Here is a 26,248-nt window from a genome sequence, read left to right on the forward strand (position 1 = left end):
AGAAACTATGGTCATGCACACCCCCGATAACCAGACGCTCGCCGGGATTTTGAAGAAGAACCTCGACGCGATGACCCCGTCAGAGAAGAAGGTCGCACGCGCACTTATTGCGGACTACCCGGTCGCCGGTCTCGAACCAGTCGCGAAGCTCGCAGAGCGCGCGAGCGTGAGCGCGCCGTCGGTACTGCGTATGCTGTCGCGGATCGGCCTGCACTCGTACACCCAGATGCAAGAGCAGCTGCGCGAAGAAATCTCGCAGCGCAACGCATCGCCGATGGATATGTATGCGGCGAAGAGCGAATCTACGCGTGACGATGACCACCTGCTTGCGAAGGCAAACCAGGTGTTCTCGCGTGAGCTTTCTGGGTCGTTCGAGGAGATTCCTGACACGGAGTTTGATGAGGTCGTCGCGCTGCTTGCAAACCCAAAACTTCGGATTTGGACCGTCGGCGGTCGGTACAGCAACATGCTCGCTGAGTACCTCACGATGCACCTGCGGATGCTTCGCCCCGACGTCCATTTCGTTGGACGCGGCGAATCAGACAAGTCTCTTGCTCTCCTCGACTTCGGCCCACGAGACGTGCTGGTCGGTTTCGATTTCCGTCGATACCAGAGCAGCACAATTGAGTTCTTCGCACGTGCGAAGGAGAGCCGTGCGAAGACCGTGTTGATCACCGATCCTTGGCTCTCGCCTGCAGCAAAGCACGCAGACCTCCTGCTCTCTGCCTCGGTCGAAGCGCCGAGCCCGTTTGACTCCTTGGTGCCGTCACTTGCCCTCACCGAGACACTCGTGGCCGCGGTAATCGGTGCTCTTGGCTCTGAACCGCTCGGCAGAATCCAGGCATTCGACTCCTGGGAGTAACCCACAACCCACTGAGCCATCACGAGCCCGAATTGCGGCGCACGTGAGCTGACGGAACACAAGGACCGTGACCAGTCAGCCCCTCAATTTCAAGACCCACACAGAAGTTCGCGGATCATCAGCAACGTAGCGATCCACGACCCCAGAAATACAACGAAGGAATCACCGTGCGAAAAGAACCACTCGGCATCATTCTGACCGCAGACCTGGCCGCAAAGGCGCGTGGCCGAGCATTCCCGCAGCAAGACCTCCAGAAGTACCTCGGCACCGGTTGCGGCTGGGTGCCCGCCAACCTCGCGATCGATTCGTTTGGCAGTATTGTCACGCCGAACCCGTTTGGCTCGGTTGGCGATCTCCGACTCATGCCAGATGTATCAAGCATTGCCTCTGTTGCACTCGGTGAGCACGGTGAGCAGACCACGATGGTGCTTGCCGACATTCACACGATTGAAGGGAAGCCCTGGGAGTGCGATCCGCGCACGTTCTTGAAGAGCGCAATCGCGGATCTCAAGAACGAAACCGGGCTGAGCGTCGTGTCGTCCTTCGAACACGAGTTTATGCTTCGCGATGACAACGGCAGCCCGGTCAATACGCCGTTCTCGCTCGAATCGTTCCTTGAAGAGGAAGAGCTTGGCGGACGTCTCGTTGCTGCCCTGTTTGACGCAGGACTTGACCCTGAAATGTGGCTCCCAGAGTTCGGACGCAATCAGTTTGAAATCACGCTCGCCCCTGCGAACGCGCTTGTTGCAGCGGACCGTGCGGTCTACCTCCGAGAGATCACGCGGCACGTTGCAAGTTCGCTCGGCAAGGCAATTACGTTCTCGCCCATCATTGAGGAGAACGGTGGCGGCAACGGCGTGCACGTGCACGTCAGCCTGCGCGACGAGGATGAACGGTTCGTGACGTACGATCCGACGCGTCCGGGAGGGCTCTCAGAGGTAGCCGGTTCGTTCGCAGCTGGCATTCTCAAGTACGCAGAGCAGTACCAGGCGATTGCTGCTTCGGCGCCGCTCTCGTACGAGCGTCTCGCTCCGAACCGGTGGAGCGCTGGCGGAGTCTTCCTCGGTGAAAACAACCGCGAGGCGTTGCTGCGCATTTGCCCGCTGTTTGAGCTGCCAGGCGCAAACCATCAGAAGCAGTACAACCTTGAATACCGTGCGGCCGATGCGACCTCGAACCCCTGGCTCGTGCTGGGATGCATCATTCGTGCAGGTCTTGCAGGCATTCGCGAGGGGCTTTCATCGCCGGCGATCGTCAGTGGCGAATCGAGCGACTTCACCGCTGAGCAGCGCGAGGAGTATGGCATCCGTCCGCTTCCCGTCACCCTTGAGGAAGCTCTCGCAGAGTTCGAAGCGAGCGAAACCGTGCGCGGATGGTTCGCGAAGGACTTCGTCGACACCTTCTTGCTCGTGAAGCGTGCCGAGATCGCAAAGGTCGAGGCGATGTCGCCCGAGGCGCGGTACGACGCGTACGCAACGACGTACTAGGGTTCTGCGGCCGGGCTGGACGCCGCGCTGCCCGGGGCTCCGTCGCCGCGCTGCCCGCCGCTCCGTCGCCGCGCTGCCCGCCGCTCCGTCGCCGCTCTGGTCACCGTTCCGGCCGCCGCTCTGGTCACCTTTCCGGCCGCCGCTCTGGTCACCGCCTAGGCTCATCACCGCGAAAACGGGTCGTTTTTACAAAAAGCCCACTTTCATGCGCATGAAAGTGCAGGTTTTGCGAGAACGACCCGTTTTCGTGTGCGCGGACGACCAGACACAGCGTCAAATCAGAGTCCATCGGAAGCAAAAATCCCCGCCTCAACTGGAAACCCAGGAGGCGGGGATTTTCGTGGCGGTGACGGCGGGATTTGAACCCGCGGTGCAGGGTCACTACACACAACATTTCGAGTGTTGCACCTTCGGCCGCTCGGACACGTCACCGAGAACGACCTTACGGGATCAGCGCACTGTGACGCGAATCGAGCGCGGAATTTCTTCAAAAAAGTTGTGATCGAAACCGTGCGATCTGAAATGTCGGTGGTCCCGGCTACGCTCAACACATGGCAAAAACGAGCGCAGCGTATGCATGCACCGAGTGTGGGTGGCAGACCACGAAGTGGGTTGGTCGCTGTGGTGAGTGCCAACAGTGGAACACCGTGCAAGAGCGCGGCAGCACTGGTGCCTCGCTCGCGAAGACCACTCGGGTGACGAGGCCGAGTGACTCGCGTCGTGCGCTTCCAATCACCCAACTTGATTCAACGTCTGTTGCGCACCGTCCGACGACGATCGGTGAGCTCGACCGCGTGCTTGGTGGTGGCATTGTGCCTGGTGCTGCGGTGCTGTTCTCCGGTGAGCCTGGTGTCGGCAAGTCAACGCTGCTGCTTGACGTTGCGGCTCGAATTGCGAGTCTCGGCGCGAAGGTGCTGTACGCGAGTGGTGAAGAGTCGACGGGGCAGATCCGCATGCGTGCAGAACGCACCGGCGCGCTTGAAGAGACGCTGTATCTCGCAAGCGAAACTGACTTGTCGACAGTTCTCGGCCATATCGACGAGGTGAAGCCTGCGTTCATCGTCGTGGATTCTGTGCAAACGCTTGTGAGTGACCAGATCGACGGCATCGCGGGTGGCACCTCGCAGGTGCGTGAGGTTGCCGCTGCACTCATTCGAGTCGCAAAAGACCGAGGTATCCCGGTGTTCTTGGTTGGCCACGTGACGAAAGACGGCAGTATCGCCGGCCCGCGCTTGCTTGAGCATCTCGTGGACGTTGTGTGTCATTTCGAGGGGGATCCGAACACCTCGCTGAGATTCCTTCGCACACTGAAAAACCGATTCGGCCCGACCGACGAAGTGGGTTGCTTTGAGATGGCGGGTGATGGAATCCGTGAGGTTGCTGATCCGAGCGGTCTCTTCCTGAGCCAGGGGTCTGGTCCAGTGAGCGGTACGTGCACGACGGTCTCAATGGAGGGTCGGCGCGCACTCCCAGCAGAGATTCAGGCTCTGGTCGCAAAGAGTGCGACGCCGAACCCGCGACGCGTAACCAGCGGTGTCGATCCGTCACGCGTTGCGATGATTCTCGCAGTGCTTGAGCGGCGGGCCGGTGTGCGCCTGCACGACCAAGATGTCTATGTTTCTACGGTTGGTGGGGTACGGCTTATCGAGCCCGCCGCAGACCTCGCAATTGCGCTCGCAATTGTGTCTGCGGCGACCGACACCCCGCTCTCGCACGAGCTTGCGGCGTTTGGTGAATTGAGCCTTGCAGGCGAGATCCGCCCGGTCACTTCTGGGACGCAAAGAACTAACGAAGCGAGCCGGTTGGGCTACACGAGAATCATTGACTCCGGCGTCGGAAACCTGGCTGAGGCGCGACGACTTGCGAGCTAGGGGTAGACTCACACTGTGAGTAAGAACACGGTAGATGTCGTCCTCATTGGCGGCGGTGTGATGAGCGCTACGCTCGGCACCCTGATCAAGCAGGTTCAGCCCGACTGGAGCATTGAGATTTTCGAGTCTCGCAGCCAGGTCGCAACGGAGAGTACGAATGCGTGGAACAACGCAGGTACTGGCCACGCTGCACTCTGTGAGCTCAACTACATGCCTGAGGGCAAGAACGGTGAGCTTTCGGCCGACAAGGCGATTGACATCAATGAGCAGTTCCAGTTGTCTCGTGAGTGGTGGAGCTCGCTTGTCGAGCAGGGCACCCTCGGCGAGCCGACGAGCTTCATCAACCCCACACCGCACATGACGTTCGTGCGCGGTGAAGAGAATGTTGATTACCTTCGTCGCCGTTACGAGCTGCTGAAGACTCAGCCGCTCTTCGCTGACATCGAGTTCAGCGACGATCCCGCAGTGATCGCTGAGTGGGCACCGCTCCTCATCGACCGCCGGGACAAGGGCGAAGCAATCGCTGCAACCCGCTCGGTGAGCGGTACCGACGTCGACTTCGGCTCGGTCACCCGTCAGCTCTTCGACAAGCTTGTCGAGAACGGTGCTGCAATGCACCTCGGACACCGTGTTCGTAAGCTCAAGCGTCGTAGCGACGGCACCTGGGACGTCTTCGCACGCAACCTCAACGGCCACGGCCGCACCATCACCAACGCACGTTTCGTGTTTGTTGGCGGTGGCGGTGGCGCACTTCAGCTGCTTCAGTCTTCGGGCATCCCCGAGATCAAGGGCTTCGGCGGCTTCCCCATCTCGGGTAAGTTCCTCAAGACTTCGAACCCTGAGATCGTGAAGCACCACAATGCAAAGGTGTACGGCAAGGCAGCCGTCGGCGCTCCGCCGATGTCGGTTCCTCACCTCGACACCCGTGTCATCGATGGCGAGCAGAGTCTGCTCTTCGGCCCATACGCAGGGTTCAGCCCCAACTTCCTGAAGAAGGGCTCGTGGTGGGACCTTCCCGGTTCGATCCGCCTGCACAACCTTGGCCCGATGATCAAGGTCGGCCTGACGCAGTGGTCGCTTGAGAAGTACCTGCTCACCGAGCTTCTTGCAAGCCGTGAGAAGCAGATGAACACCCTTCGCGAGTACATGCCCACGGCACGCACCGCTGATTGGGAGATGATCACCGCGGGCCAGCGCGTCCAGGTCATGAAGAAGGATCCCGTCAAGGGCGGCATCCTGCAGTTCGGCACCGAGGTCATCACCGGTGGCGAGGGCACGATTTCGGGTCTGCTCGGCGCATCGCCCGGCGCTTCGACTGCTGTGAGCGCAATGCTCGGTGTGCTCGAGAAGTGCTTCCCTGAGCAGTACCAGCAGAGCTGGAAGGCTCAGTTCAAGAAGCAGATCCCGTCGATCGGCGAAGATCTCAACGCAGACGCAAACGCGGCACAGGAGTCGCTGAACCGCACTGCAGCAGCACTGAACCTCACCGCGTAAAGTTCGAGCTGCCTCGGCAGCGCTGCTCACGCAAACGTTAAGAACCCCGGCCCTCGGCCGGGGTTCTTAACGTTGTAGCTGCTGTGTTTGGTGCTGTGGCCGGCGCTGCAGGCGCCGTTGTTGGCTCCTGTCCGCGTCTCGACCGTGCCTCTGCCTAAACCTTGAAAACGGCCGTCATCAGCATGAAATCCCGAGAAAACATGCTGACGACGGCCGTTTTGCAGACGAGGGTGAACAGCCCGCTGGCCCAGCACCCAGCACGCTAAGCCCTAAGCTCTGAGCCCAGAGCCCTGACCCCAAAAGCAGAAACTACGCGGCGAGCATCCGCTCGAGAAGCGCGACGGTGTCTTCCCAACCTTCGACGGCCTCACACGCGACGCCCATCGCAAGCACAGGGTAGTCGTTGCCGTCAGGGTCAAGCCGGTCGCCAACGAAGACCATGTCGTCGAGCGAGATCCCGGTCTGTTCTGCGAGCTTGCGCATTCCGTAGGCCTTGTCGATGCCAGCCCGGGTGATGTCGACCGACGTGGATCCGCCGCTGCGCACCTCAAGTTCTGGCAAGCGGGCGGCGACGGCAGCACGAAGGGTGTTCTTCTTTTCGCCGGTCGGGTCCCAGCCCTGCTTTGCAGCGACAGGCGCCTGCTGGCCGAGCGCTGAGAATGTGACCTGCGATCCGCGATCTTCGAGAATCTCCCCCCAGGTCTCAGACTCCCAGTAGCCAAGTCGCTCCGCCTCTTCGCGCAGTGCGGCGAAGGCGGCGTCACGTTCGGCGGGGGAGAGGTTCTCCCGGTACACATTCGTCCATGCGCCATTGACACGACGTTCGTACCGGGTGCCGCAGGTGGGGAGCAGGTGGAGTCGCTCCAGCGCAGCCTCGCTCGTGCCAGAGAAAGCGGTCAGCCGATCAACCAACTGCATCTCGAACTGCTCGAAGTTGCCGCCAGAAATCACGGCCACCGATGTGCGGTCAAGCAGCCGCGCGAAGACGTCAAGCATCGCCGGTTCAACGGGAGACTTCGACGGCGCAAGCGTATCGTCAAGGTCGAAGGCGATCAGGGCGGGAATTGCTGGCATAGTCACAACTACAACCTTGCCACGTCGGGGCGCGGATCATTGCCCCGCGCAGCCACATCGCCGCGATCCGATAAACTGAAGCGCATGATTCGACACATGCTTCGTGATGACGACCTGACCCATGCAGAGCAGCTCGAGGTACTTGACCTCGCTGCACGTCTGAAGCGTGACCCATTTGCAGCGCGTCCGCTCGAAAATGGCAAGACTGTCGCAGTCATTTTCGACAAGACTTCAACCCGTACGCGCATCAGCTTCGCGGTCGGCGTCTCTGACATGGGCGGCTACCCGCTCCTCATGGATTCGCAGTCATCGCAGCTCGGTGGCAAGGAGTCGATCGAAGACACGTCGAAGGTGATGTCGCGCATGGTCGAGACCATCGTGTGGCGTACCTTTGCGCAGGCAAACGTTGAAGAAATGGCGGCTCACGCGTCTGTTCCTGTGATCAATGCGCTCACCGATGACTTCCACCCGTGTCAGATTCTCGCTGATCTGCAGACGATCCGCGAGCAGAAGGGGGAACTGCGTGGCCTGACCGCGACGTACCTCGGTGATGCTGCAAACAACATGGGCCACTCGTACCTGCTCGGTTTCGCGACCGCAGGAATGAACATTCGTGTGGCGTGCCCCGAGGGCTACCAGCCGCGCGAAGACATCGTCGCAGATGCCAAGCGCATCGCGGCAACGACCGGCGGCAGCGTTGAGATCTTCACAGACGCAAGTGCCTCCGTGCAGGGCGCAGACGTGATCATTACTGACACCTGGGTCTCGATGGGCCAGGAGTCAGAGAAGGCTGAACGCGTCGCGACCTTCGGCGAGTACCGCGTGACGGGCGAGCTCATGGCGCAGGCCAAGAGCGACGCGATCTTCATGCACTGCCTACCCGCGTACCGCGAGTACGAGGTCGCCCCTGAGGTTATCGATGGCCCGCAGAGCGTCGTCTGGGACGAGGCAGAGAACCGCATCCACGCGCAGAAGGCGCTCATGGTGTGGCTGCTTGCCAAGTCGCAGGCGGCGTAGCTCACAGGCTGAAATACATAATTTCTGAATGATCCGCGCCCCTATCGGTTTCTGGGGCGCGGATCATTACTTTTCAACAGATAGGCTGGTCACGTGACTGAGGCAACTGAGAACTCCGAACCTGGTAACCGCGCGGCAGAGGCTGGCGCCCTGTGGGGCGGCCGCTTCGCGAGCGGTCCGTCGCCCGAGCTGCAGCTTCTGAGCAAGTCGACGCAGTTCGACTGGGTGCTTGCGCAGTATGACATCCGCGGGTCGAAGGCGCACGCTACGGCGCTTGCTGCTGCTGGCTACCTCAGCGAGCAGGAGCTTGCCGACATGCGTGCAGCGCTCGACGAGTTGTCGGCGCGCGTAGCTGACGGTCGCGCTGTCGCTGCTGACGAAGACGAAGACGTGCATTCGGCGCTTGAGCGACTCCTCATCGAGATCACTGGCGTTCAGCTTGGCGGCAAGCTTCGTGCAGGCCGCAGCCGTAACGACCAGATCGCGACGCTCGTTCGTATGTTCCTGCTCGATCACGCTGCAGTGATCAGCGACCTGCTCGTTGACCTGCTGGTCGCGATCGAGGGTCAGGCGAAGGCACACCCAGACGCGATTCTTCCGGGCCGTACGCACCTGCAGCATGCGCAGCCCGTGCTGCTCGCACACCAGCTTGGCGCTCACGCGTGGCCGATCGTTCGCGACCTTGAGCGTCTGCGCGACTGGGCGAAGCGTGCTCGTTTCTCACCGTATGGTGGTGGTGCGCTTGCTGGCAGCTCACTTGGTCTTGATCCCCGTTTGGTTGCTGCTGAGCTTGGCCTTGGTGATCCGCTCGAAAACTCGATCGATGGCACTGCGGCTCGCGACGTCGTTGCAGAGTTCGCATTCATCTGCGCGCAGATCGGTATCGACCTCTCGCGTCTGAGCGAAGAGATCATCATCTGGAACACCAAAGAGTTTGGCTTTGTGCGTCTGCACGACGGCTACTCGACCGGTTCGAGCATCATGCCGCAGAAGAAGAACCCAGACATTGCCGAGCTCGCGCGCGGCAAGTCGGGCCGCCTCATTGGTAACCTCACCGGTCTCCTCGCAACGCTGAAGGCGATGCCGCTCGCGTACAACCGTGATCTGCAGGAAGACAAAGAGCCCGTCTTCGATTCGATCTCGCAGCTCGAGGTGCTGTTGCCTGCCTTCACCGGCATGGTTGCAACCATGACCTTCGACACCGAGCGTATGGCAGCACTCGCGCCGCAGGGCTTCTCGCTCGCAACTGACGTTGCTGAGTGGCTTGTGAAGCAGGGCGTGATTTTCCGTGACGCACACGAAATCTCAGGCGAACTCGTTCGCTATTGCGAGGAGCGTGGCCTTGAGCTGCACGAGCCTTCAGACGAAGAACTGCTCACCGTATCTGAGCACCTGACACCCGGTGTTCGGGATGTCCTCACCATCGAAGGTTCAGTGAACTCGCGCATTGGTGCCGGTGGCACTGCGCGCGTGCGCGTTGATGACCAGCTGGCTCGCCTCGCTGAGCGGATCGCGGAGTTCCGCGCGTAAGGTCTCGCTTCGCGCCGCTGGCCTCGTGCCAGCGAGCGTTGCTTACAGAGCCCCAACTGCTTCGGCGGTTGGGGCTCTGCTGTTTGGCGCGGCTTGAAGAATCGCCAAGGCCGTGCTGCTTTCGAACGAAAGTGGTGGTCACATACGAATTTGACGAGCTCTGTCGCACAGCAGTCATCAATTCCTGAGATCACAGTGACTGCGTGAAACCATTTCCTTGAACACCGGTTTTCAACTTCTCAATTACTCGCATCATATGCATTCCCGGGCTGTCCACGTGTGCGCAGTCTGCAAAATGCTTGGTGCCTAGAACAAACTGGTGAAGACATGAAACTGGGACAAGCAATGTCGGTGACGCATGCTTAGATTTTGGGAGTTTCTGAAGAGGAAGCCCGACTGGAATAAGCCGCGGGAGATCGGCCTCCTCGTGGGGTTCCAGTTCATGGCTTGCGCGATTTCCTTACTCATCATTTACGTGCTGAAAGTCTTGATGGGGGCTCGTGAATGGCATGAGATTCCTGGGTTTATGGTGCCTTCCCTGCTGGGGATGGTGATTGGCTCGGTGCTCTTCTGGGGAAGTAGCGCTCTTTCCGCTCGCAGCAAGAAGAACCGGGAGAACGGGAGGCTTGCCCAAGAACGCAGGGGTGACAGTGCCCCAGTGGAAGACTGACTGGCCAAATTCGGTAAAGGTGGCCCCGGACACATAAGTGGCCGGGGGCACTGCGGCTCTCCGAGGGCAAACCTCTGGGACTTCGCGCAGGCGCGATCGGCACACGGTACGATGTCTAACGTGTCTGTAGTAGATGAACGCGCAGAAATGATGTCCGCCCAGAGTAACGATGCGAGCTTCCCCACCCTGTGGGCTGAGCTTGAGTGGCGTGGTTTGATCCACGTATCCACTGACGCTGAGGCACTCTCTGAGCTGATCGAAGGCAAGCCGTTCACCTATTATTGCGGCTTTGACCCGACGGCTTCGAGCCTGCACCTTGGCCACCTCGTGCAGCTCCTGCTCATGCGTCGTCTCCAGCTGAAGGGGCACATGCCCCTCGGCCTTGTCGGCGGCTCAACGGGTCTGATTGGCGATCCGCGCCCCACCGCAGAACGCACCCTGAATTCACGCGAGACTGTGGCCGAGTGGGTCCGCTCGCTCGGTGAGCAGGTGTCACGTTACCTCAGCTTCGAGGGTGATAACGCAGCGCGTCTCGTCAACAATCTTGACTGGACTGCACCGCTCTCGGCGATCGACTTCTTGCGTGAGATTGGCAAGTACTTCCGCGTCGGAACGATGATTAAGAAAGACATCGTTGCGAAGCGCCTCGACTCAGAAGAGGGCATTAGCTACACCGAGTTCAGCTACCAGATTCTGCAGGGCCTCGACTTCCTCGAACTACACCGTCAGTACGGCTGCATGCTGCAGTCCGGCGGTAGTGATCAGTGGGGCAACCTGACGAGTGGCACCGAACTCATCCGTAAGGCTGAAGGCACGTCGGTACACGCGATCGGTACGCCCCTCATCACCAACGCCGATGGCACGAAGTTCGGTAAGAGTGAGGGCAACGCGATCTGGCTCAACCCAGAGATGTGCTCGCCCTACGCGTTCTACCAGTTCTGGCTCAATCAGGCCGATGCAGACGTCATCGACCGTCTGAAGGTCTTCACCTTCCTGTCACGTGCAGAGATTGAAGATTACGCTCGCCAGGTTGCAGAAGAACCGTTCCGTCGTGCTGCGCAGAAGCGCCTCGCGATTGAGGTTACGAGCCTCGTCCACGGTCGTGCCGCTGCGCAGGGCGCAATCGATGCGTCTGCTGCACTCTTCGGCCAGGGCGATCTCGCGACGCTCGACATCTCGTCGCTCAGCGGCGCAATCTCGGAGCTGCCGCAGGCGACCGGTGAGATCGGTGCGAGCGTTGCTCAGCTCTTGGTTGATGCGAACCTCGTGAAGAGTCTCGGCGAGGCCCGTCGTGCAATCGCGCAGGGCGGCGTCTACATCAACAACGTTGCTGTAGACGCTGATGACCGCACGCTCGCAGCTGATGATCTGCTGCACGACAAGTTTGCAGTGCTTCGTCGCGGCAAGAAGGCCATGGCAGGTATCACGATCTAGCGATCTTTGGCGTGGTCGCGCCGCACGAGTGCCCCAGAACTTGCATGAGTTCTGGGGCACTCGTGCGTTCAGGGTGTGCACGAACCTGAGTGCTACGGTCGGAGCATGAGAATTGCGCTGATGCAGGACGAGGCAGTCCTGCTCGACATTGATCAGAACCTTGCGACGCTGCGATGCGCCGCAGAGGTCGCCCGCGACACCGGGGCTGAGCTCGTGCTCACGCCGGAGCTGTGGGTGAGCGGATACGCCCCGCGCGAGCTCGCCGACTGGTTGACTCCTGAACGCGTTGCGCCGATCCGCCCAGCGCTCTCGACACTTGCCAAAGAGGTCGGGATCGCGATTGCAGCGAGCTTCCCACTCGCACGTGAAGACGGCGGTTTCTCGATTGCTGCCGGGCTCTGGGACGCCAACGGCAATGAGGTGCTCAGCTACGAAAAGGTGCACCTCTGGGTGGGTGACGAGCCGCTCGCGTTTCTTCCCTCCACTGATGCGCCACGCGTCGCCGAATGGAATGGGCGCACTGTGGCGTTCCAGATTTGCTACGACATTGAGTTCCCTGAACCGTCACGCTACCTCGCCGAGCGTGGCGTAGACCTGCTGCTCGTACCGACTGCCATCGACGGGTACTCGCGCTACGTGCCCGAGGTACTTGTCCGGGCACGAGCGGCAGAGAACTCGATGGTGGTTGCGTACGCGGATCACGCTGCTCGGCGTCGCCAGGGCGACGACCCCGCGGCTGGGTTCACTGGCCTCAGCACGGTCGCCGGACGTGACGGAATCGTGCACGGCGTTGCTGGGCGTGAGACAGAACTCCTCTTTGCAGATCTGCCCGACGTTGCACCGGTCGACGGTGCGGCCGCAGATTACCTGCAAGACAAGCGTCCAGAGCTCTACGCCGCCTGGCGCTAGAACAGGTGGCTCGTGTCCGCATGGGCACGAGCTACTGAGGTGTGCGCGGATCGCCCAACCGGAGACGAGTCAGCGATCCGCGCCCGCTTCGCGAGCGACCAACTGGTCACCTGCACCATATTGTTCCTTGAGGATGCTGAGATTCGCCCACGATTCGACGCGGGCCACCTCGGGGAACGAGCGCAGCTGATCAATGACCGACAGCAGCGCGAAGTTGTTCTCTGCTGAGAGCGTCACAATCATGTCGTAGGTGCCGATGGTGATCGCCAAGAACTCGGGGTCGAGCTCGCGTACTCTCGCGACCGCGGGGGTGAGCGCTCCTGCAACCTGAATGCCAACTCCCAAGATGGGTACCTCTGGCTGACTCCCGCGCACCGGTACGCCGATCACCTGTACCGCATCATGTCGCATCAGCCTGCCGAGGCGCAGTCGGGCACCGCTCGCAGAGATGCCAGCCGCATCTCCGAGCTCACGAAATGAAGCGCGGCCATCAACCTGTAGATGCCGGACGAGTGCCCGATCAGCAGCGTCAAGGGTGAAACCAGGGGTGGCGCGACGCATCGGCGAATGCAGGTTGAGCTCGATGCTCTCGTACTGATGCACGTGCATGTCACGCACGTGGGGAAGTGCTCGAATGCGCTCGATGGTGTCGCGAAGATGTGGATCGCGACCCACCCGTAGCTCGGCATCGATCGAATACCGACCGCTGATTTCGGCGACAAAGCTCGTCTCTGGCATCGCGACAAGCACGTCGCGGATCGCAGCCACGGGGCCGTCGGTTGCGATCTGCACATACGCGAAACGCTCGTGCCCGAGCAGCTCGGGGCTCACTGATGCGGTAATCCGAAACTCGTCTGCGTCGATCGCGCGTTGCACGATGTGCGCGACCTGGCGACGCGGGGTATTCAGCTGTTCGGCGATCCGCGCATAGCTCGCTCGGCCATCGTGTTGCAGAATCCCAAGAATGCGGTTGCGCAGTGCAACGGTTTCGGTTGAGGTGTCCATGCTGGTCCAAAATCTTCTGGTTACCGAGTGCCTTATGTGCACTATTTGTGTTGAACTCTAGCTGTTTCGTCGTCAAATGCACCAACACTGTGCAGTTTTGCATATTTCAGATCGCGAAGCTGCCAATCTGGTTTGCTGTCACGTGATCTTGCTCTTAGGCTGGCTCCGAATTACAGAGCAGTGATCCATGGTTCACGAGGAGGTTGAATCACTCATGGTTGAGCAGGTAGGGCTGGATCCCGAACTTGAAGCGCGACTGCGTGAGATCGAAACGGACGAGAGTGCCGACCCGATTCACGCCGCACTGAGCGCGCGTAGCATCGCATGGTTTTTGGCAGTTGCTGGTGGCATTGTTGTCGCAGCCGCAATCGGGGCGGTGTTGTAATGACGAAGTCGACTGAGACCTCACAGGTTGACGCAGCGGTCAACAACGAGGCAACTTACGGATCGTTCCCGCTCCTGAAGCGTGAGCGCACTTGGAGCGCCGGTGACTTCTCGTGGGTGACGCTAAGTCTCGCGATTGCGACCTGGGCGTTTCTGACTGGCGGATCCACGGTGCTGCTGGTTGGCTTCACCGATGGCATCTTCGCGATGCTCATCGGCAACAGCATTGGCCTCGCGATCATGGCGCTCGGTAGCGTTGTGCTGAGCCAACGGATGGGGGTTGAGCAGTATCGCGCACTGAAGTCGGTCTTCGGCGTGGTTGGCGTTGGCATTGTCGTCTTCGTCGTCGTGTTGCTCACCGAGATGGGGTGGACCTCGCTGCTCGGTGTGATGTTCGGCCGTGCATTCTCTGAAATCTCGAACCAGGCATTTGGCACTGAGTTCGCTCAGTTTGGTCCGCTTGTGACGGTATTTGCTCTCGCGGCCATCTTCGTTGGTTGGATCATTCTTTCCCGAGGCCCTGTCATGATTGGCAAGCTCAATCGCTTTGTGGCACCGGGGCTCTTGATCGTTGTTGCGCTCATGATGGTGTTGCTCATGACGCAGTTCTCGTGGGCCGATCTTTTCGCGGCAGAACCCCTGATGCCGTTCGCCGATGAACAGCTGAACTTCATGATGGCTGTCGAGTTCAACCTTGGCGCTGGTCTCTCCTGGTGGCCGGTGATGGGTACGTTGGCGCGGCTGACGCGTGGCCCGCGCGCTGCACTCTGGCCAGCGTACGGCGGGATCTTTGTCGGCACGGTTGTGGCGCAGCTTGTGGGTATGGCTGCTGGACTCCTCATCGGGCAGTCAGATCCGACTGCGTGGATGGTACCCCTTGGCGGCCCGGTTCTTGGAATCCTGACGCTGTTGTTTGTTGGCTTTGCGAACGTGACGAGTATGGCTTCGATCGCATATTCGACGGTCCTCGCGGTGAAGCAGTCGTGCGGTGACCTGCTCGCGCGCGTGCGGTGGCCGGTTCTTTCGGCCGCCTTCCTTGCTTTGCCGGCAATTCTGAGTTTCTTCCCCGGGTTCATGTACGAGCAGTTCATGACATTTGTGGTGATTTCGGGCGTCTTCATTGCTGCGCTGTGCGGTGTCATTATTGCTGACTTCTTCATTGTGCGCCGCCAGGTAGTTCCGTTGCGTGCGCTCTATGCGTCTGGCCCGCAGGACCCGCTTCGCTTCACTGGCGGCGTCAACATCGCTGCGCTGCTTGCGGTCGTGGTGGCGTCTGCGTTCTACCTCTGGATGTACAACCCCATCACGCTCGAAACCCAGGGGCTCTTTAGGTACGGCACAGCGACGGTGCCAGCGGTCATCATCGCGATGGTCGTCTACCTGGTGTTGAACTACGTGCTGAACGTGCGACGCGGACGTGGCGCCTACGGCGAACCCGATCTGTTCGCAGCTGCTGGAAGGAAATAACACATGCAAGAAAACATCTCGGTTCGTGCTGCGGTCTACCGCGGTGATGACGGCGACCGACTCGCGGTCGAGACACTGCGTCTCGCGCCGCCGTCGCACGGCGAAGTCCGGGTGCGCGTCCGCGCTGCGGGTGTGTGCGGATCGGACCGACATGTCATCGACGGTGAGTGGCACGTTCCACTTCCTGCGGTGATGGGCCATGAAGCTGCAGGAATCGTAGAGGCGATCGGGCCAGGCGTGCGTGAGCTTGCTGTGGGAGATCACGTCATTATTGCCTGGCATCAGGCGTGCCAGCGTTGCGCTGAGTGCGCCGGCGGCAAGCCGTGGGCATGCACTCGTGTGCGTTCAAACGACTCGCAGCTGCCCGACGGCACGACGCGATGGTCGACTGAGACCGGAGATTCGGCCTGGCCGTACTTGGCGGTTGGTGCGATGAGTGAGCGGATCGTTGTGCCAGACTTCGCTGCGATTAAGTGCGACCCCAGAGTGCCATTTGAGATTGCGAGCCTCATCGGCTGTTCGGTGGGTACCGGGTATGGCGCGGTCGTGAATAATGCTCAGGTGGTCGCAGGCGAATCTGCTGTCGTGATCGGCGCTGGCGGCGTTGGTATCTCGATCATCTCGGCGCTGAAGCTCGCAGGTGCCTTCCCGATCATTGCGGTCGATGTGAACCCTGAGAAGCTGACCGAGGCTGCGGCCGCGGGTGCAAGTCACACACTCTTGAGTGGCGACGACTTGCCGGAACAGGTCGCATCGCTCACTGATGGCGGTGCTGACGTCGCGTTCGAAGCCATCGGCCGTGTGCAGACGATGGAACTCCTGCCTGCGTTGATCCGCCCGGGTGCGCGAGCGGTGTTTGTTGGCTTGCCGCCAGAAGGGCAGAGCCTGCAGCTCGACGGGCTGCAGCTTGCCTACGACGGTAAGACGATCATCGGTTCAAACTACGGAGGACTCGTGCCAGCACGGGACTTCCCGCGAATTGCGAGCGCGTACCTTGCTGGCGAGCTCGAGCTCGACGGGTTGATCAGTGCCCGCGCCTCGCTTGACGAGGTGAACGAAGCATTCGACGCAATGCGTCGCGGTGAGCGCACGCGTACCGTCATCACGTTTGACGACGCAACTGCGTAGCCGTTGAGAAGCAGGCGCAGTCGCGCCTGCGTTGCTGTGGCACAGCAGGTGAACCCCCTGTGTCACAGCGACGTCTAGTTTGATCCACTCCACGCGGCCGGTGCCAGAATCCACATGAGTTCTGCACCGGCTTCGTGCGTCTCCCACGTGTGTGGCTCGCTGCCAGCGAAGGTGAGAGTATCGCTCTCCGCGAGGGAAACACGGCGGTCGGTGAATATGACGTCGACGCTGCCAGAAATGACATGAATGCTCTCGACCTCGCAGTTCACGGTGTAGAGCTGCACGCCACCGTTCGCGTTGGGTTCGAGCGTGGATCGCAGCACCTGCACGCGGTGCTCAGACCGGGGCGTGACAAGCCGTTCAATCGCGCCAGTGCCGCCCATGTTGATCTTTGGTGCTTCTGAGAGCGGCACCAATTGCACCTCAGGCTCTTCGAAGAGTGAGCCAACCGGAAGCGAGAGCGCTTGGCAGATTTGCACGAGCACCGGAACGCTTGGGGTGGTGTCGTCGCGTTCAACGCGGCTCAAGAATCCCTTGGTGAGCCCACACGCGAGTGCGAGTTGTTCCATGGTGATGCCTTGTGACGTGCGTGATGCGCGAAGTTTGGCGCCGATCCGCACGGGAGCGTCACCCGCGGTGGGATGTACGGGGCGCATGGGCGACCACCTTCCGAGAGTGCATGTCTGCTGACAACGACGGCCAGCCGCGTTTGACGTGGTGTTGTTTCTCAGTCTATTCTGTCATCAAGTTCACTCATAGAGTCTGTTTGTTTACTCACATGAAACTTGAAGCGTGAACGCAGACCACAGAACAACACACCTGAAAGGAATGTGGACCGTGACTGATCACACCCCCGTAGGCCCCGTTGACGCGAGCCTGACACCCCGTTATGCAGGCATCGCCACGTTCGCAAAGCTGCCCCGTATCGAAGACGTGCCCGCAGCCGACATCGCAGTCGTTGGTATCCCGTTTGACACCGGTGTGAGCTTCCGTCCCGGCGCTCGCTTCGGTCCCAGCCACGTTCGCGAGGCTTCGCGCCTGCTTCGTCCGTACAACCCTGCGCAGGATGTCTCACCGTTCGAGACCAAGCAGGTGGTCGACGCTGGCGACATCGTCGCAAACCCCTTCAACCTCGAAGAGGCTGTCAACCAGATCGACGCCGCGGCAACTGAGCTTGGCGAAAAGGTCGACAAGATCGTGACGATCGGTGGCGACCACACGATTGCCCTTCCGCTGCTTCGCGCGATCAACAAGAAGCACGGCCCGGTTGCGGTGCTGCACTTCGACGCGCACCTCGACACCTGGGACACCTACTTCGGTGCGCCCACGACGCACGGCACCCCGTTCCGACGGGCATCGGAAGAGGGGCTCATTGACATGACCGCCTCGATGCACGGCGGCACCCGCGGCCCGCTCTACGGTAAGAGTGACCTGGAAGACGACGCGATGCTCGGCTTCCAGATCGTGACCACCGAGTTCGTTGAAGAGCACGGTGTTCCTGCGGCGCTTGAGAAGATCCGCACCCGCGTGGGTGACAAGCCGCTGTATATCTCGATCGATATCGATGTGCTTGACCCCGCTCACGCCCCCGGCACCGGTACTCCCGAGGCTGGCGGTCTCACGAGCCGTGAGATGCTCCGCATCATCCGTGGCCTCGCAGACCTGAACATTGTTGGTGCAGATGTCGTCGAGGTGGCTCCGGCCTACGATCACGCGCAGATTACTGCCGTGTCGGCAAGCCACGTCGTGTACGAGCTCGTCTCGGCGATGGCAGCGCGCGACTAAGCTCGCTGTCTGGTCCGGCGGATCACGCCACAGGGTCTTCCTGTGCGTGGTTCGCCGGATTTTTGTTCTTCTCGCGACTGCATTGCGGTATCTTGGCCGCATGGTGAGCTTCGGCGGAGAGCGTGGGGGGGCGTGAAGTTCGTTGATCTGAGTCATACGTTGCACGCGGGAATGGCAGTGTATCCCGGCGACCCCGACGTGGAGTTTTCGCCCGCGCTCTCGATCGCGACCGACGGGGTTGCTGTCGAGCGTCTTGGGCTGGGTTCGCACGCTGGCACGCATCTTGATGCGCCATCTCACGTGGTCGTCGGTGGTCGTACCGTTGATGAGATCGAACCTGGCTTGCTGTGGGGTGACGCGTGGGTGGTGCGGATCACCGATGCGCATGCGAGCACCGAGATACCCGCAGTTGACGCGTCAGTACTGCCTGCTGGGTTGCCGTCAATCGTGTGCATCTCGACCGGATGGGATGCACACTTCGGGATGCCAATGGCTCTCGCACACCCCTATCTCAGTCGAGGGTTTGTTGAGCAGCTCTGGGAACGTGGCGCGCGCGTGCTGTGTGTGGACACCATGAGCCCCGACGCGACTGATCCCACTGACGGGGAGTTGCAGGACGCTGGTATGCCAGTGCACGACTTCTGGCTTGGTCGAGACGGGGTCATCGTTGAGAACCTGCGGGGATTGTCTGAAATCCCAGACCGCATTGAACTCTCAATCCTTCCGCTCAAACTTGATGGCGTTGACGGTTCGCCAGTGCGCGCTATTGCGCGGTTCGAAGTGCACGATGGCCACGAAGCGCGTGGCCGCAGCGAATCGACGGACGGCCTCGAGCTACGCTGAACGCGGGCAACGTGTTCTACAAGACCTCTTGAATAAAGGGCGGGGGAGTCCATGGCTCCGCCGTAGACTCCACGACCTGCTCGCGAGCCTGGCGTGAGGGCAGGCGGTCGAGGCTCCACTCGTATCGCTCAGCCCAAATATGCGCGTGCACCCAGGTGTCGACGATCATGACGCCGGGCTGGTTGCGGATGTCGCGCACGAGCTGCGTAAAGTGAGGAATTGAGCGCGCCGAAATGGTCGCGATGAATGAGTATGTGCCCATGGTGCGCGCAATGAACTCGATGCCTGGCAGCTCGACGAAGCGCTGCTCGAAAGCTTCGGCGGTCGTGTCTGATCCGCTCAGGGTGATTCCAACGCCCGCGAGAAGCGAGCTTGTCGCGGCTCGCCTTGCGCGTACGGCGCCGATCCGCATCGCGTTCGAGTCGAGCAAGCGCATCACGCGGGTGCGGCATGCCGATGCGGATCGACCCAACCGGCGACTGAGTTCACCGAAGGTGTATCGCCCGTCCTCTTGCAGCAGTGCCATGAGCTCGATGTCAAAATCATCAAAGGTATGCATCGGCACGCGTGGATCTTGACTCAGTCGCAGGCGGCGAATGACCTGTTCGTACAGGCTCACTTGAATCTCAAGAACGCCTGGGATCGCGCGGATCTGTCTGGTGGCGCGAGCTGCTGTTTCCCAGTCCTCGGCCCAGATCTCGACAATGGCCTGTTGCGGGCCGGTCACCTCCGAAAGGAATACGACATCGTTTCTGGTGAGTAGCTCTTCAAAGACGGGAGTCGTTGATCCCAGTATGCGCAGGCGAAGGTTCACCTGCACCGGCATCCCGAGCGCGCTGGGGTGAACCGCGGCACGAATGCTGATCTCGCCGGTTTCGATGAGCTCTTGCACGCGCTTGGCAACGAGCGTGCGGTGAACGCCGAGCTGATCTGCGAGCGTCGAGAACTGCGCCCGCCCGTCGAGCTGGAGCGCGCGAATGAGGTCTTCATCGAAATCTTGCACGTGCTCAAGCTATCAGAACTTGATGTGCCGCAATTCGACAAATCAACTTCAGCATCGCAGGAAATCTCGTAAGTGGGTGCCACTTTGCCTCGCTTGGATGACAAATCTGCATCAGGTGATTCACCTCGCGCAATTCTGTTTCGAAATGGGGTTAGCCTCGTCTGCGTACACAGACAAAGGAGTTCACACAGTGCGCAAGTTGGCATTTACGAAGGCCTCAGAAATTTCGGCCCCCAAGATCATCGTCGCGAAGAAGATCTACGCGCTTGATACCGAGGGAACCACTCCTGAAGCATTCCTGGTCATTGATGACCGCATCCACCAGGTCGGCACCGTTGCCGAGTGCGAGGCAGCTGCAGCAGCAGTGAGCGCGCTCACCCCCGAGATCGTTGACCTTGGCGAGGGTGTTGTCGTTCCTGGCTTCATTGATGCGCACGCGCATCCGCTCATGCACGGTCAGATGATGAGCTGGGTTGATTGCGGTCCAGAGCAGGCATCCTCAATCCCCGAGATCGTCGCGCTCCTCAGCGAAGCTGCGAAGAAGCTTCCCGCAGGTCGCCCGGTTCGCGGCTACGGCTATGAGCAGCGCAACCTTGCAGAACAGCGTCACCCCAACCGCTTCGAGCTTGACCAGGTCGCAACCGACCGCGAGGTCTACCTCATGAACGCTTCGGGTCACGGCGGCGTGGTGAACTCTTACACCTTTGAACTGCACGGTGTCGATCGCGATACTCCGAACCCCAAGGGTGGCGAGTTCTTCCGCGACGCAGACGGCGAGCTCACCGGCGAACTGTCGGACGCTGCATGCAACGTTCTCACCGGTCTCGAAGGCGTGAAGATTGGTCACCACGGCCCGAACTTCCACCTCGCAGACGAGCCTGAAGAGCACAAGCGCCAGCTTGCAGCCGCTCAGGAAGACTTCTTCAAGGGCGGCGTCACCACCATCGGTGACGCGCAGGTGAGTCGTCGTGAGTTCGACATGTACCTTCGCCTTGCCGAGAGCGGCGATCTGAAGATGCGCGTGAGCATGTACCTGCTCTCGCATCTCCTCGATGAAGCTATCGAAATGGGTCTCCACGGCCAGTTCGGCAACGAGTACCTCTCGTTCGCCGGTATCAAGTTCTACTCGGACGGCACCCTCGGTGGCTGGACCGCGTACTTCCCTGACGGCTACGTCGGCGATCCCTGCCGTACCGGCCAGCTCTACCATGATCCGCGTGACTACACGATGCTCATCAAGAAGGCGCACGCTGTCGGCCTCCAGACCGCAACCCACTCGCAGTCGCCAGTTGCACTCGAGATGGTCATCAACGCGATCGAAGAGGCGCTTGCAGAGAACCCCGATGCAGACGCGCGTCACCGCATCGAGCACTGTGGCCTGCCGACCCCTGAGCAGATCAAGCGCATGGCACAGGCAGGCATCATGCCCGTCAACCAGCCGCAGCACCACTTCAACTGGGGCGAGGGCGTCGAGCACGCTGTCGGTACCCCCGGCGAACGCTTCAACCCGCTGGGTGAGTTCGAGCGCGCTGGCGTTCCCGTCACGATCTCGTCGGATGCTCCCGTTGCAGAGCCACGTCCCCTCGAAGCCCTGCAGGCTGCGACCTCGCGCATTACGCGTCGCGGTCACCAGCTCGGCTCGGATGATCTCGCAGTGTCGGTCGACACCGCGCTTCGCGGTCACACCATTAGCGCGGCTCGCGCGCTCGGCCGTGAGGACGAGCTCGGCAGCCTCGAGGTCGGCAAGCGCGCTGACTTCGCTGTATTGGGCGCGGATCCTTACTCGACGCCCGTGACCGAGCTGGCAGCGGTGCAGGTTGACTCAACCTGGGTCGGCGGCAACAAGGTCTACACGCGCTAACTCTCTCCTGCGGAGCCGACCCCCACAACCGGTCGGCTCCGCACCACTGGTTCAATCCATACCAAAATAGGCATCCGGCAAAGGAGCTCATATGTCAACAACATCTATCCCTACAGCGGGCAACACCCATAGACGCGCGCTGAAGAGTGGTTTCGCCGCGCTCGTCGGCACCACGGTCGAGTGGTACGACTTCTACGTCTACGCGATTGCTGCGGCTATCGTGTTCCCTCACGTCTTCTTCCCGAACGCGGATCCCGCACTCGCGACCCTCGCATCGTTCGGAACCTATGCGGTTGCATTCTTCATGCGCCCCATCGGCGGCATCATCTTCGGCCACGTCGGTGACCGCCTCGGACGTAAGCCAGCACTCACCATCACGCTCGTGATGATGGGTGTTGCAACGGTCTGCGTCGGCCTGCTCCCGAGCTACGCCACGATTGGCATCTGGGGCCCCATCCTACTCATCATCTTCCGCATGGTGCAGGGACTCGCAGTTGGCGGCGAGTGGGGTGGCGCAAGCCTCATGGCCGTTGAGAGCGCTCCCGAAAAGTGGAAGAACTTCTACGGCGGCTTCACGCAGCTCGGTAACCCGCTTGGCGCGCTCCTCTCGTCACTTGCGTTCTTCCTGCTCGCGCTCATGGGCGATGATGCGCTGCTCGCCTGGGGCTGGCGAATTCCGTTCCTCTTCAGTGTTGTGCTCATCGGCGTCGGCTTCTGGGTTCGCTACCGCGTTGAAGAGACCCCCGTCTTCGAGGCAAAGGTCGAGGGCAAGAAGCAGTCGACCCCGCTCGTGTTCGCGATCAAGAACAACTGGTTCCCGATCCTCATGGGCGTCTGCATCGTCGCAATGTCGTCGGGTGGCTACGTGATTGCAACCACCTTCGTGCAGAACTACGCGACCAGCCCCGAGGTTGGCATTACGGCATCCGTCATCCTTGGCGCGATGAGCGTTGCCTCGCTTGTCGAGGCAATCGTGACGCTGCCGGTGGCAATGCTCGGCGACAAGATCGGCGCGAAGGCGGTCATGCTCGGTGGCATCATCCTGTCGTTCTTCTGCATGATTCCGATGATCCTCGTGATCGAAGCGCACAACGTCGCCCTGATCTTCCTCTTCGCTTCGTTGCTCCGCATCACGCTGAGTGGTGCGTGGGCACCGCTCTCGACGCTCATGGCACAGATGTTCCGTCCGCAGGCCCGTTACACCTCGATGTCGCTCTCGTACGGTATCGGCGCAGCGTTCTGGGGCGGTCTCTCACCCGCAGCTGCTTCGGCGATCATGCTCGCAACCGGCAACGTGTGGGCAGTGATCGGCTTCTTCGGCGTGCTCACCGCGGCAGCGCTCATCGGCACCATCTTTGCTCCTCAGCACTCGGACGTCGCTCCGGTGACGGGCTCCTTCAAGGCCCGCACTGACACGACTGCCGTCACCATTTCAGAAGGAAACTAACCATGCAGACCACCGTCCGACGCACCGCTGGCTGGGTCGTCATCGAGACCCTGAAGAACTACGGCATTGACACCGTGTTCGGCATCCCGGGTACGCATAACCTTGAGTTCTACCGTCCGCTGACCGAGCTGGGCATTCGCCCAGTTACCTCGCGTCACGAACAGGGAGCCGGTTACGCGTCGGACGGATGGTCGCTACAGACTGGTAAGCCTGGCGTCGTCATCACCACGAGCGGCCCCGGCCTGCTCAATGCGCTTTCGGCAGCCGGTACCGCGTACTGCGAATCACGCCCCATGATCCTGCTGGCTCCTGGCCCAGCGCTCGGCAACGAGTTCGCAGACATCGGAACCCTCCACGAGACGAAGGACCAGCTCAGCGCTGCCTCGGCAATCGTCGAGTGGGGCCGCCGCGTGAAGTCAGCTGAAGAAGCTGTTGCTGCGGTGCACGACGCGTTCGAACTCTTCGCGACGACGCGTCCCCGCCCGGTGTACATCGAGGTTCCGCTCGACGTACTCGAAGAGGTCACCGAAATCTCGGACGAAGCACTCGCTGCCCGCACCTTCGCGCCCATTCCTGCAGCGGATCCCGCACTCGTCACCGAGGCTGCACGCTTGCTCGCAAATGCTGCAGATCCGGTGATTCTCGCTGGTGGCGGATCACGCGCCGCAACCTCCGAGATCCGCGCCCTCGCTGAGCGTCTCGGTGCGCCCGTCGTCACCACCGGCAACGCAAAGGGCGTGCTTGACGAGCACCACCCGCTCTCGCTCGGTGCGAACCTTCGTCTTGCTGCGGCACGTGACCGCGCTCGTGACGCAGACGTGCTCGTTGTTGTCGGTTCGAAGCTTGGTGAGGCTGAGCTGTGGGTTGACAAGCTTGATGCCCAGGGCGCTGTGATCCGCATCGATCTGCTTGAATCGCAGATCAATAAGAACCAGGAAGCCACGGTTGGCCTCGTCGGTTCGGCCCAGGCAACGCTCGCCGCACTCGTTGCGGAGCTAGGCGAAGGCACCCCCATCGACAGCGCCGCCCGTACCGCAGAGACGCTCGCAGCAGTGCGTGCCGAGGTTCGTGAGCTCTCACCCGAAAACGCTGGCCTCGCCGAGGCGATCGCTGCTGTCATCCCCGCTGATGCGATCGTCTCGACCGACTCCTCGCAGATCGCATACTGGGGTCTGCTCAATACGCTCAAGGCGTCGAAGCCCAACTCCACCCCGTACATGACGACCTACGCGACCCTCGGCTACGGTTTGCCCGCTGCCCTCGGTTCGCGGATCGCGGATCCGAGCCGCCCCTCATTCGTCGTCATCGGCGACGGTGCGCTCATGTTCTCGATGAATGAGTTCATTACGGTCACTGAGCAGCGCGAAGACGTCACGGTCATCGTCGTCGATAATGGTGGCTACGGTGAGATCAAGCAGAACGAGATTGACGCGGATATCGCGCCGATCGCTGTTGATCTTGTGCAGCCGGACTGGGCTGCGCTCGCTCCCGCGTTCGGTGGTGCAGGTCACCGCGCAGCGAACGCTGAAGAACTCGACGCCGCTGTACAGATCGCGCTGCGCGACGGTGGACTCCAGGTGATCCACATCGACCAGGCAACCTTCGATCTCACTGGAGGCAAGTAATCATGACTGAGACCAAGCGACCCGTCGTTGTCTACACCGACATCGAAGACACTGATCCCGCAATCGGTATCGCACTGCTCGAAGAAGCAGGCTACGAGGTACGTGTGCTCGGCACTCGCAATGCTGAGGAGATCATCGCTGGCTCCAAGGACGCTGTTGCGCTCCTTCCCGGCTACGCGACGATCACGCGCGAAATTATCGAGGCACTGCCAGATCTCAAGATCATTGCACTCATGTCGATGGGCTTCGATTACGTTGATCTTGACGCGGCGACTGAGCGTGGCATCTGGGTGACCAACGTGCCTGGCGCAGCAACGGAGGAGGTCGCTGTGCACGCACTTGCGATCATTCTGAGCAGCGTCCGTCAGCTCCCGTTCTACACCGGTTCTGCCGTACCTGGCACCTGGAACGATCGCGCACCGAGCGCACCTCCGCGCCTGAGTGAGATCTCACTTGGCATCATCGGTCTTGGCAAGATCGGCCGCGAGCTCGCTCGCATCGCTGGCCCGATCTTCGGCTCAGTCGTTGGATATGACCCGATGCTTCCCGATACACCAGAGGTAGCAGCGGATCTCGAGGCCCTCGGCGTTGAGCGCAAGAGCCTCGAGGAAGTGCAGGCGCAGGCGAATGTGCTTTCGCTCCACCTCCCGCTCTTCCCGTCAACCGCGAAGATGATCAACGCAGAGTTCATCGCTGGCATGCCGGCGAACAGCGTGCTCGTGAACGTTTCGCGCGGTGGCCTCATCGACAACGAAGCGCTTGTAGCCGCACTCGACAGCGGACACCTTGCAGGCGCTGCGCTCGACGTGCTTGAGCAGGAGCCACCGGCGGCGGATCATGTATTGCTCGGTCGCCCTGACGTTGTACTCACGCCGCACATCGCGTACTTCTCTGCACGTACGGAGATCGAGTACGTGCGCATTCAAGCGCAGAACGTTGTCACCCTGGCTGAGTCGGGTACGCCTGATTCGCCAGTGAACCGCTTGAGCTAACGCGTCTGTGCGGCTGCTGATGTAGCTGCTCTTGTAGCTGTCACGCACCAGCAATGGGGTGCCTCGGAATCTTCCGGGGCACCCCATTTCTCGTTGTGCCGCTGGGGAGGTGCTCGAGAAAGGGTGTTTCCTGCGAAACCACGCCTTTCTCCCGCAAACAAGAGGCGGTTTCGCAGGAACGCCCCTGTTTCGTGGTGGTGCATGGGTTGCAAGAAACTTGGGTACATGGAGGACACGCCGAGTATTTGGCCGAAGTTTGCGTTCGGTCTGGGTTCGGCGTAATGTATTCCCTTGTCGCCGCAACGTAGCCGGGCAGCAAAGCTGGCCTGGTTGATTTGGTTTGCGGTTTCGCCGGAACAA

Annotated in this window: 21 protein-coding genes and 1 tRNA gene; 17 read left to right on the forward strand and 5 right to left on the reverse strand. The window is 60.9% G+C overall.

Going from position 1 to position 26,248, the window contains the following annotated elements:
• The first annotated feature begins 7 nt into the window (after positions 1 to 7).
• Positions 8 to 862, forward strand: coding sequence for a MurR/RpiR family transcriptional regulator (locus FW756_RS11375; protein ID WP_446430275.1), 855 nt, complete (start codon positions 8 to 10; stop codon positions 860 to 862).
• 167 nt (positions 863 to 1,029) lie between these two features.
• Complete coding sequence (locus FW756_RS11380) at positions 1,030 to 2,349, forward strand: glutamine synthetase (protein ID WP_446430276.1); 1,320 nt, start codon at positions 1,030 to 1,032, stop codon at positions 2,347 to 2,349.
• Between the two features lie 341 nt (positions 2,350 to 2,690).
• On the opposite strand, the gene FW756_RS11385 is transcribed toward FW756_RS11380, so the two are convergent.
• Positions 2,691 to 2,781: transfer RNA gene (locus FW756_RS11385), tRNA-Ser, on the reverse strand.
• 119 nt (positions 2,782 to 2,900) lie between these two features.
• On the opposite strand from FW756_RS11385, the gene radA reads away from it, so the two are divergent.
• Both radA and mqo read left to right on the forward strand, forming a co-directional pair.
• Positions 2,901 to 4,220: a DNA repair protein RadA gene (gene radA / locus FW756_RS11390; RefSeq protein ID WP_446430277.1), complete on the forward strand. Its 1,320-nt coding sequence runs from the start codon at positions 2,901 to 2,903 to the stop codon at positions 4,218 to 4,220.
• 15 nt (positions 4,221 to 4,235) lie between these two features.
• Complete coding sequence (gene mqo / locus FW756_RS11395; protein ID WP_446430278.1) at positions 4,236 to 5,714, forward strand: malate dehydrogenase (quinone); 1,479 nt, start codon at positions 4,236 to 4,238, stop codon at positions 5,712 to 5,714.
• Between the two features lie 309 nt (positions 5,715 to 6,023).
• Here mqo and FW756_RS11400 read toward each other — a convergent pair whose 3' ends face one another.
• Positions 6,024 to 6,788 carry an HAD-IIB family hydrolase gene (locus tag FW756_RS11400; protein ID WP_446430295.1) on the reverse strand — a complete coding sequence of 255 codons (765 nt, stop codon included), beginning with the start codon at positions 6,786 to 6,788 and terminating at the stop codon, positions 6,024 to 6,026.
• Between the two features lie 84 nt (positions 6,789 to 6,872).
• On the opposite strand from FW756_RS11400, the gene argF reads away from it, so the two are divergent.
• The 4 genes from argF (at position 6,873) to FW756_RS11420 (ending at position 12,348) form a co-directional block, all read left to right on the forward strand.
• Positions 6,873 to 7,805 carry an ornithine carbamoyltransferase gene (argF, locus tag FW756_RS11405; protein ID WP_446430279.1) on the forward strand — a complete coding sequence of 311 codons (933 nt, stop codon included), beginning with the start codon at positions 6,873 to 6,875 and terminating at the stop codon, positions 7,803 to 7,805.
• Between the two features lie 93 nt (positions 7,806 to 7,898).
• Complete coding sequence (gene argH, locus FW756_RS11410) at positions 7,899 to 9,335, forward strand: argininosuccinate lyase (RefSeq protein ID WP_446430280.1); 1,437 nt, start codon at positions 7,899 to 7,901, stop codon at positions 9,333 to 9,335.
• A gap of 781 nt (positions 9,336 to 10,116) precedes the next feature.
• The gene (gene tyrS, locus FW756_RS11415) at positions 10,117 to 11,439 is read left to right on the forward strand and encodes a tyrosine--tRNA ligase (protein ID WP_446430281.1); all 1,323 of its coding nucleotides are present in this window, start codon (positions 10,117 to 10,119) and stop codon (positions 11,437 to 11,439) included.
• A gap of 105 nt (positions 11,440 to 11,544) precedes the next feature.
• On the forward strand, positions 11,545 to 12,348 hold the full coding sequence (locus FW756_RS11420) for a nitrilase-related carbon-nitrogen hydrolase (protein ID WP_446430282.1): 804 nt from the start codon (positions 11,545 to 11,547) through the stop codon (positions 12,346 to 12,348).
• A 69-nt stretch (positions 12,349 to 12,417) separates the two neighbouring features.
• Here FW756_RS11420 and FW756_RS11425 read toward each other — a convergent pair whose 3' ends face one another.
• Positions 12,418 to 13,353, reverse strand: coding sequence for an Lrp/AsnC family transcriptional regulator (locus tag FW756_RS11425; RefSeq protein WP_446430283.1), 936 nt, complete (start codon positions 13,351 to 13,353; stop codon positions 12,418 to 12,420).
• 187 nt (positions 13,354 to 13,540) lie between these two features.
• Here FW756_RS11425 and FW756_RS11430 point away from each other — a divergent pair, with 187 nt between their 5' ends.
• Genes FW756_RS11430 through FW756_RS11440 form a run of 3 tightly spaced genes read left to right on the forward strand, consistent with a single transcriptional unit; the run spans position 13,541 to position 16,332 of the window.
• Positions 13,541 to 13,738, forward strand: coding sequence for a hypothetical protein (locus tag FW756_RS11430; protein WP_446430284.1), 198 nt, complete (start codon positions 13,541 to 13,543; stop codon positions 13,736 to 13,738).
• Positions 13,738 to 15,204: a purine-cytosine permease family protein gene (locus tag FW756_RS11435; protein ID WP_446430285.1), complete on the forward strand. Its 1,467-nt coding sequence runs from the start codon at positions 13,738 to 13,740 to the stop codon at positions 15,202 to 15,204. The genes FW756_RS11430 and FW756_RS11435 overlap by 1 nt, the downstream gene beginning before the upstream one ends.
• A 3-nt stretch (positions 15,205 to 15,207) precedes the next feature.
• Positions 15,208 to 16,332, forward strand: a complete 1,125-nt coding sequence (locus FW756_RS11440; protein WP_446430286.1) for an alcohol dehydrogenase catalytic domain-containing protein — start codon at positions 15,208 to 15,210, stop codon at positions 16,330 to 16,332.
• A 74-nt stretch (positions 16,333 to 16,406) separates the two neighbouring features.
• Here the strand turns inward: FW756_RS11440 and FW756_RS11445 are convergent, their stop codons facing one another.
• Positions 16,407 to 16,988 carry a helix-turn-helix domain-containing protein gene (locus FW756_RS11445; RefSeq protein ID WP_446430287.1) on the reverse strand — a complete coding sequence of 194 codons (582 nt, stop codon included), beginning with the start codon at positions 16,986 to 16,988 and terminating at the stop codon, positions 16,407 to 16,409.
• A gap of 181 nt (positions 16,989 to 17,169) precedes the next feature.
• Here FW756_RS11445 and speB point away from each other — a divergent pair, with 181 nt between their 5' ends.
• Positions 17,170 to 18,117, forward strand: a complete 948-nt coding sequence (speB, locus tag FW756_RS11450) for an agmatinase (protein ID WP_446430288.1) — start codon at positions 17,170 to 17,172, stop codon at positions 18,115 to 18,117.
• A gap of 132 nt (positions 18,118 to 18,249) precedes the next feature.
• Entirely contained in the window at positions 18,250 to 18,960 is a 711-nt protein-coding gene (locus FW756_RS11455) for a cyclase family protein (RefSeq protein ID WP_446430289.1), read from the forward strand.
• Positions 18,961 to 18,976: 16 nt separating this feature from the next.
• Here the strand turns inward: FW756_RS11455 and FW756_RS11460 are convergent, their stop codons facing one another.
• Positions 18,977 to 19,963, reverse strand: a complete 987-nt coding sequence (locus tag FW756_RS11460) for an Lrp/AsnC family transcriptional regulator (RefSeq protein WP_446430290.1) — start codon at positions 19,961 to 19,963, stop codon at positions 18,977 to 18,979.
• 190 nt (positions 19,964 to 20,153) lie between these two features.
• Between FW756_RS11460 and FW756_RS11465 the strand changes: the two genes are divergently transcribed.
• The 4 genes from FW756_RS11465 to FW756_RS11480 all read left to right on the forward strand — a co-directional run bounded on the left by FW756_RS11465 (position 20,154) and on the right by FW756_RS11480 (position 25,888).
• Positions 20,154 to 21,824 (forward strand): amidohydrolase, encoded by a 1,671-nt coding sequence (locus FW756_RS11465; RefSeq protein ID WP_446430291.1) that lies wholly within the window; start codon positions 20,154 to 20,156, stop codon positions 21,822 to 21,824.
• Positions 21,825 to 21,915: 91 nt separating this feature from the next.
• Positions 21,916 to 23,271, forward strand: coding sequence for an MFS transporter (locus FW756_RS11470; protein WP_446430292.1), 1,356 nt, complete (start codon positions 21,916 to 21,918; stop codon positions 23,269 to 23,271).
• Positions 23,272 to 23,273: 2 nt separating this feature from the next.
• Positions 23,274 to 24,896, forward strand: coding sequence for a thiamine pyrophosphate-binding protein (locus tag FW756_RS11475; RefSeq protein ID WP_446430293.1), 1,623 nt, complete (start codon positions 23,274 to 23,276; stop codon positions 24,894 to 24,896).
• A gap of 2 nt (positions 24,897 to 24,898) precedes the next feature.
• The gene (locus tag FW756_RS11480) at positions 24,899 to 25,888 is read left to right on the forward strand and encodes a C-terminal binding protein (RefSeq protein WP_446430294.1); all 990 of its coding nucleotides are present in this window, start codon (positions 24,899 to 24,901) and stop codon (positions 25,886 to 25,888) included.
• Positions 25,889 to 26,248 lie beyond the last annotated feature (360 nt).

This window comes from Leucobacter sp. 1207-22 (genome assembly GCF_052850455.1).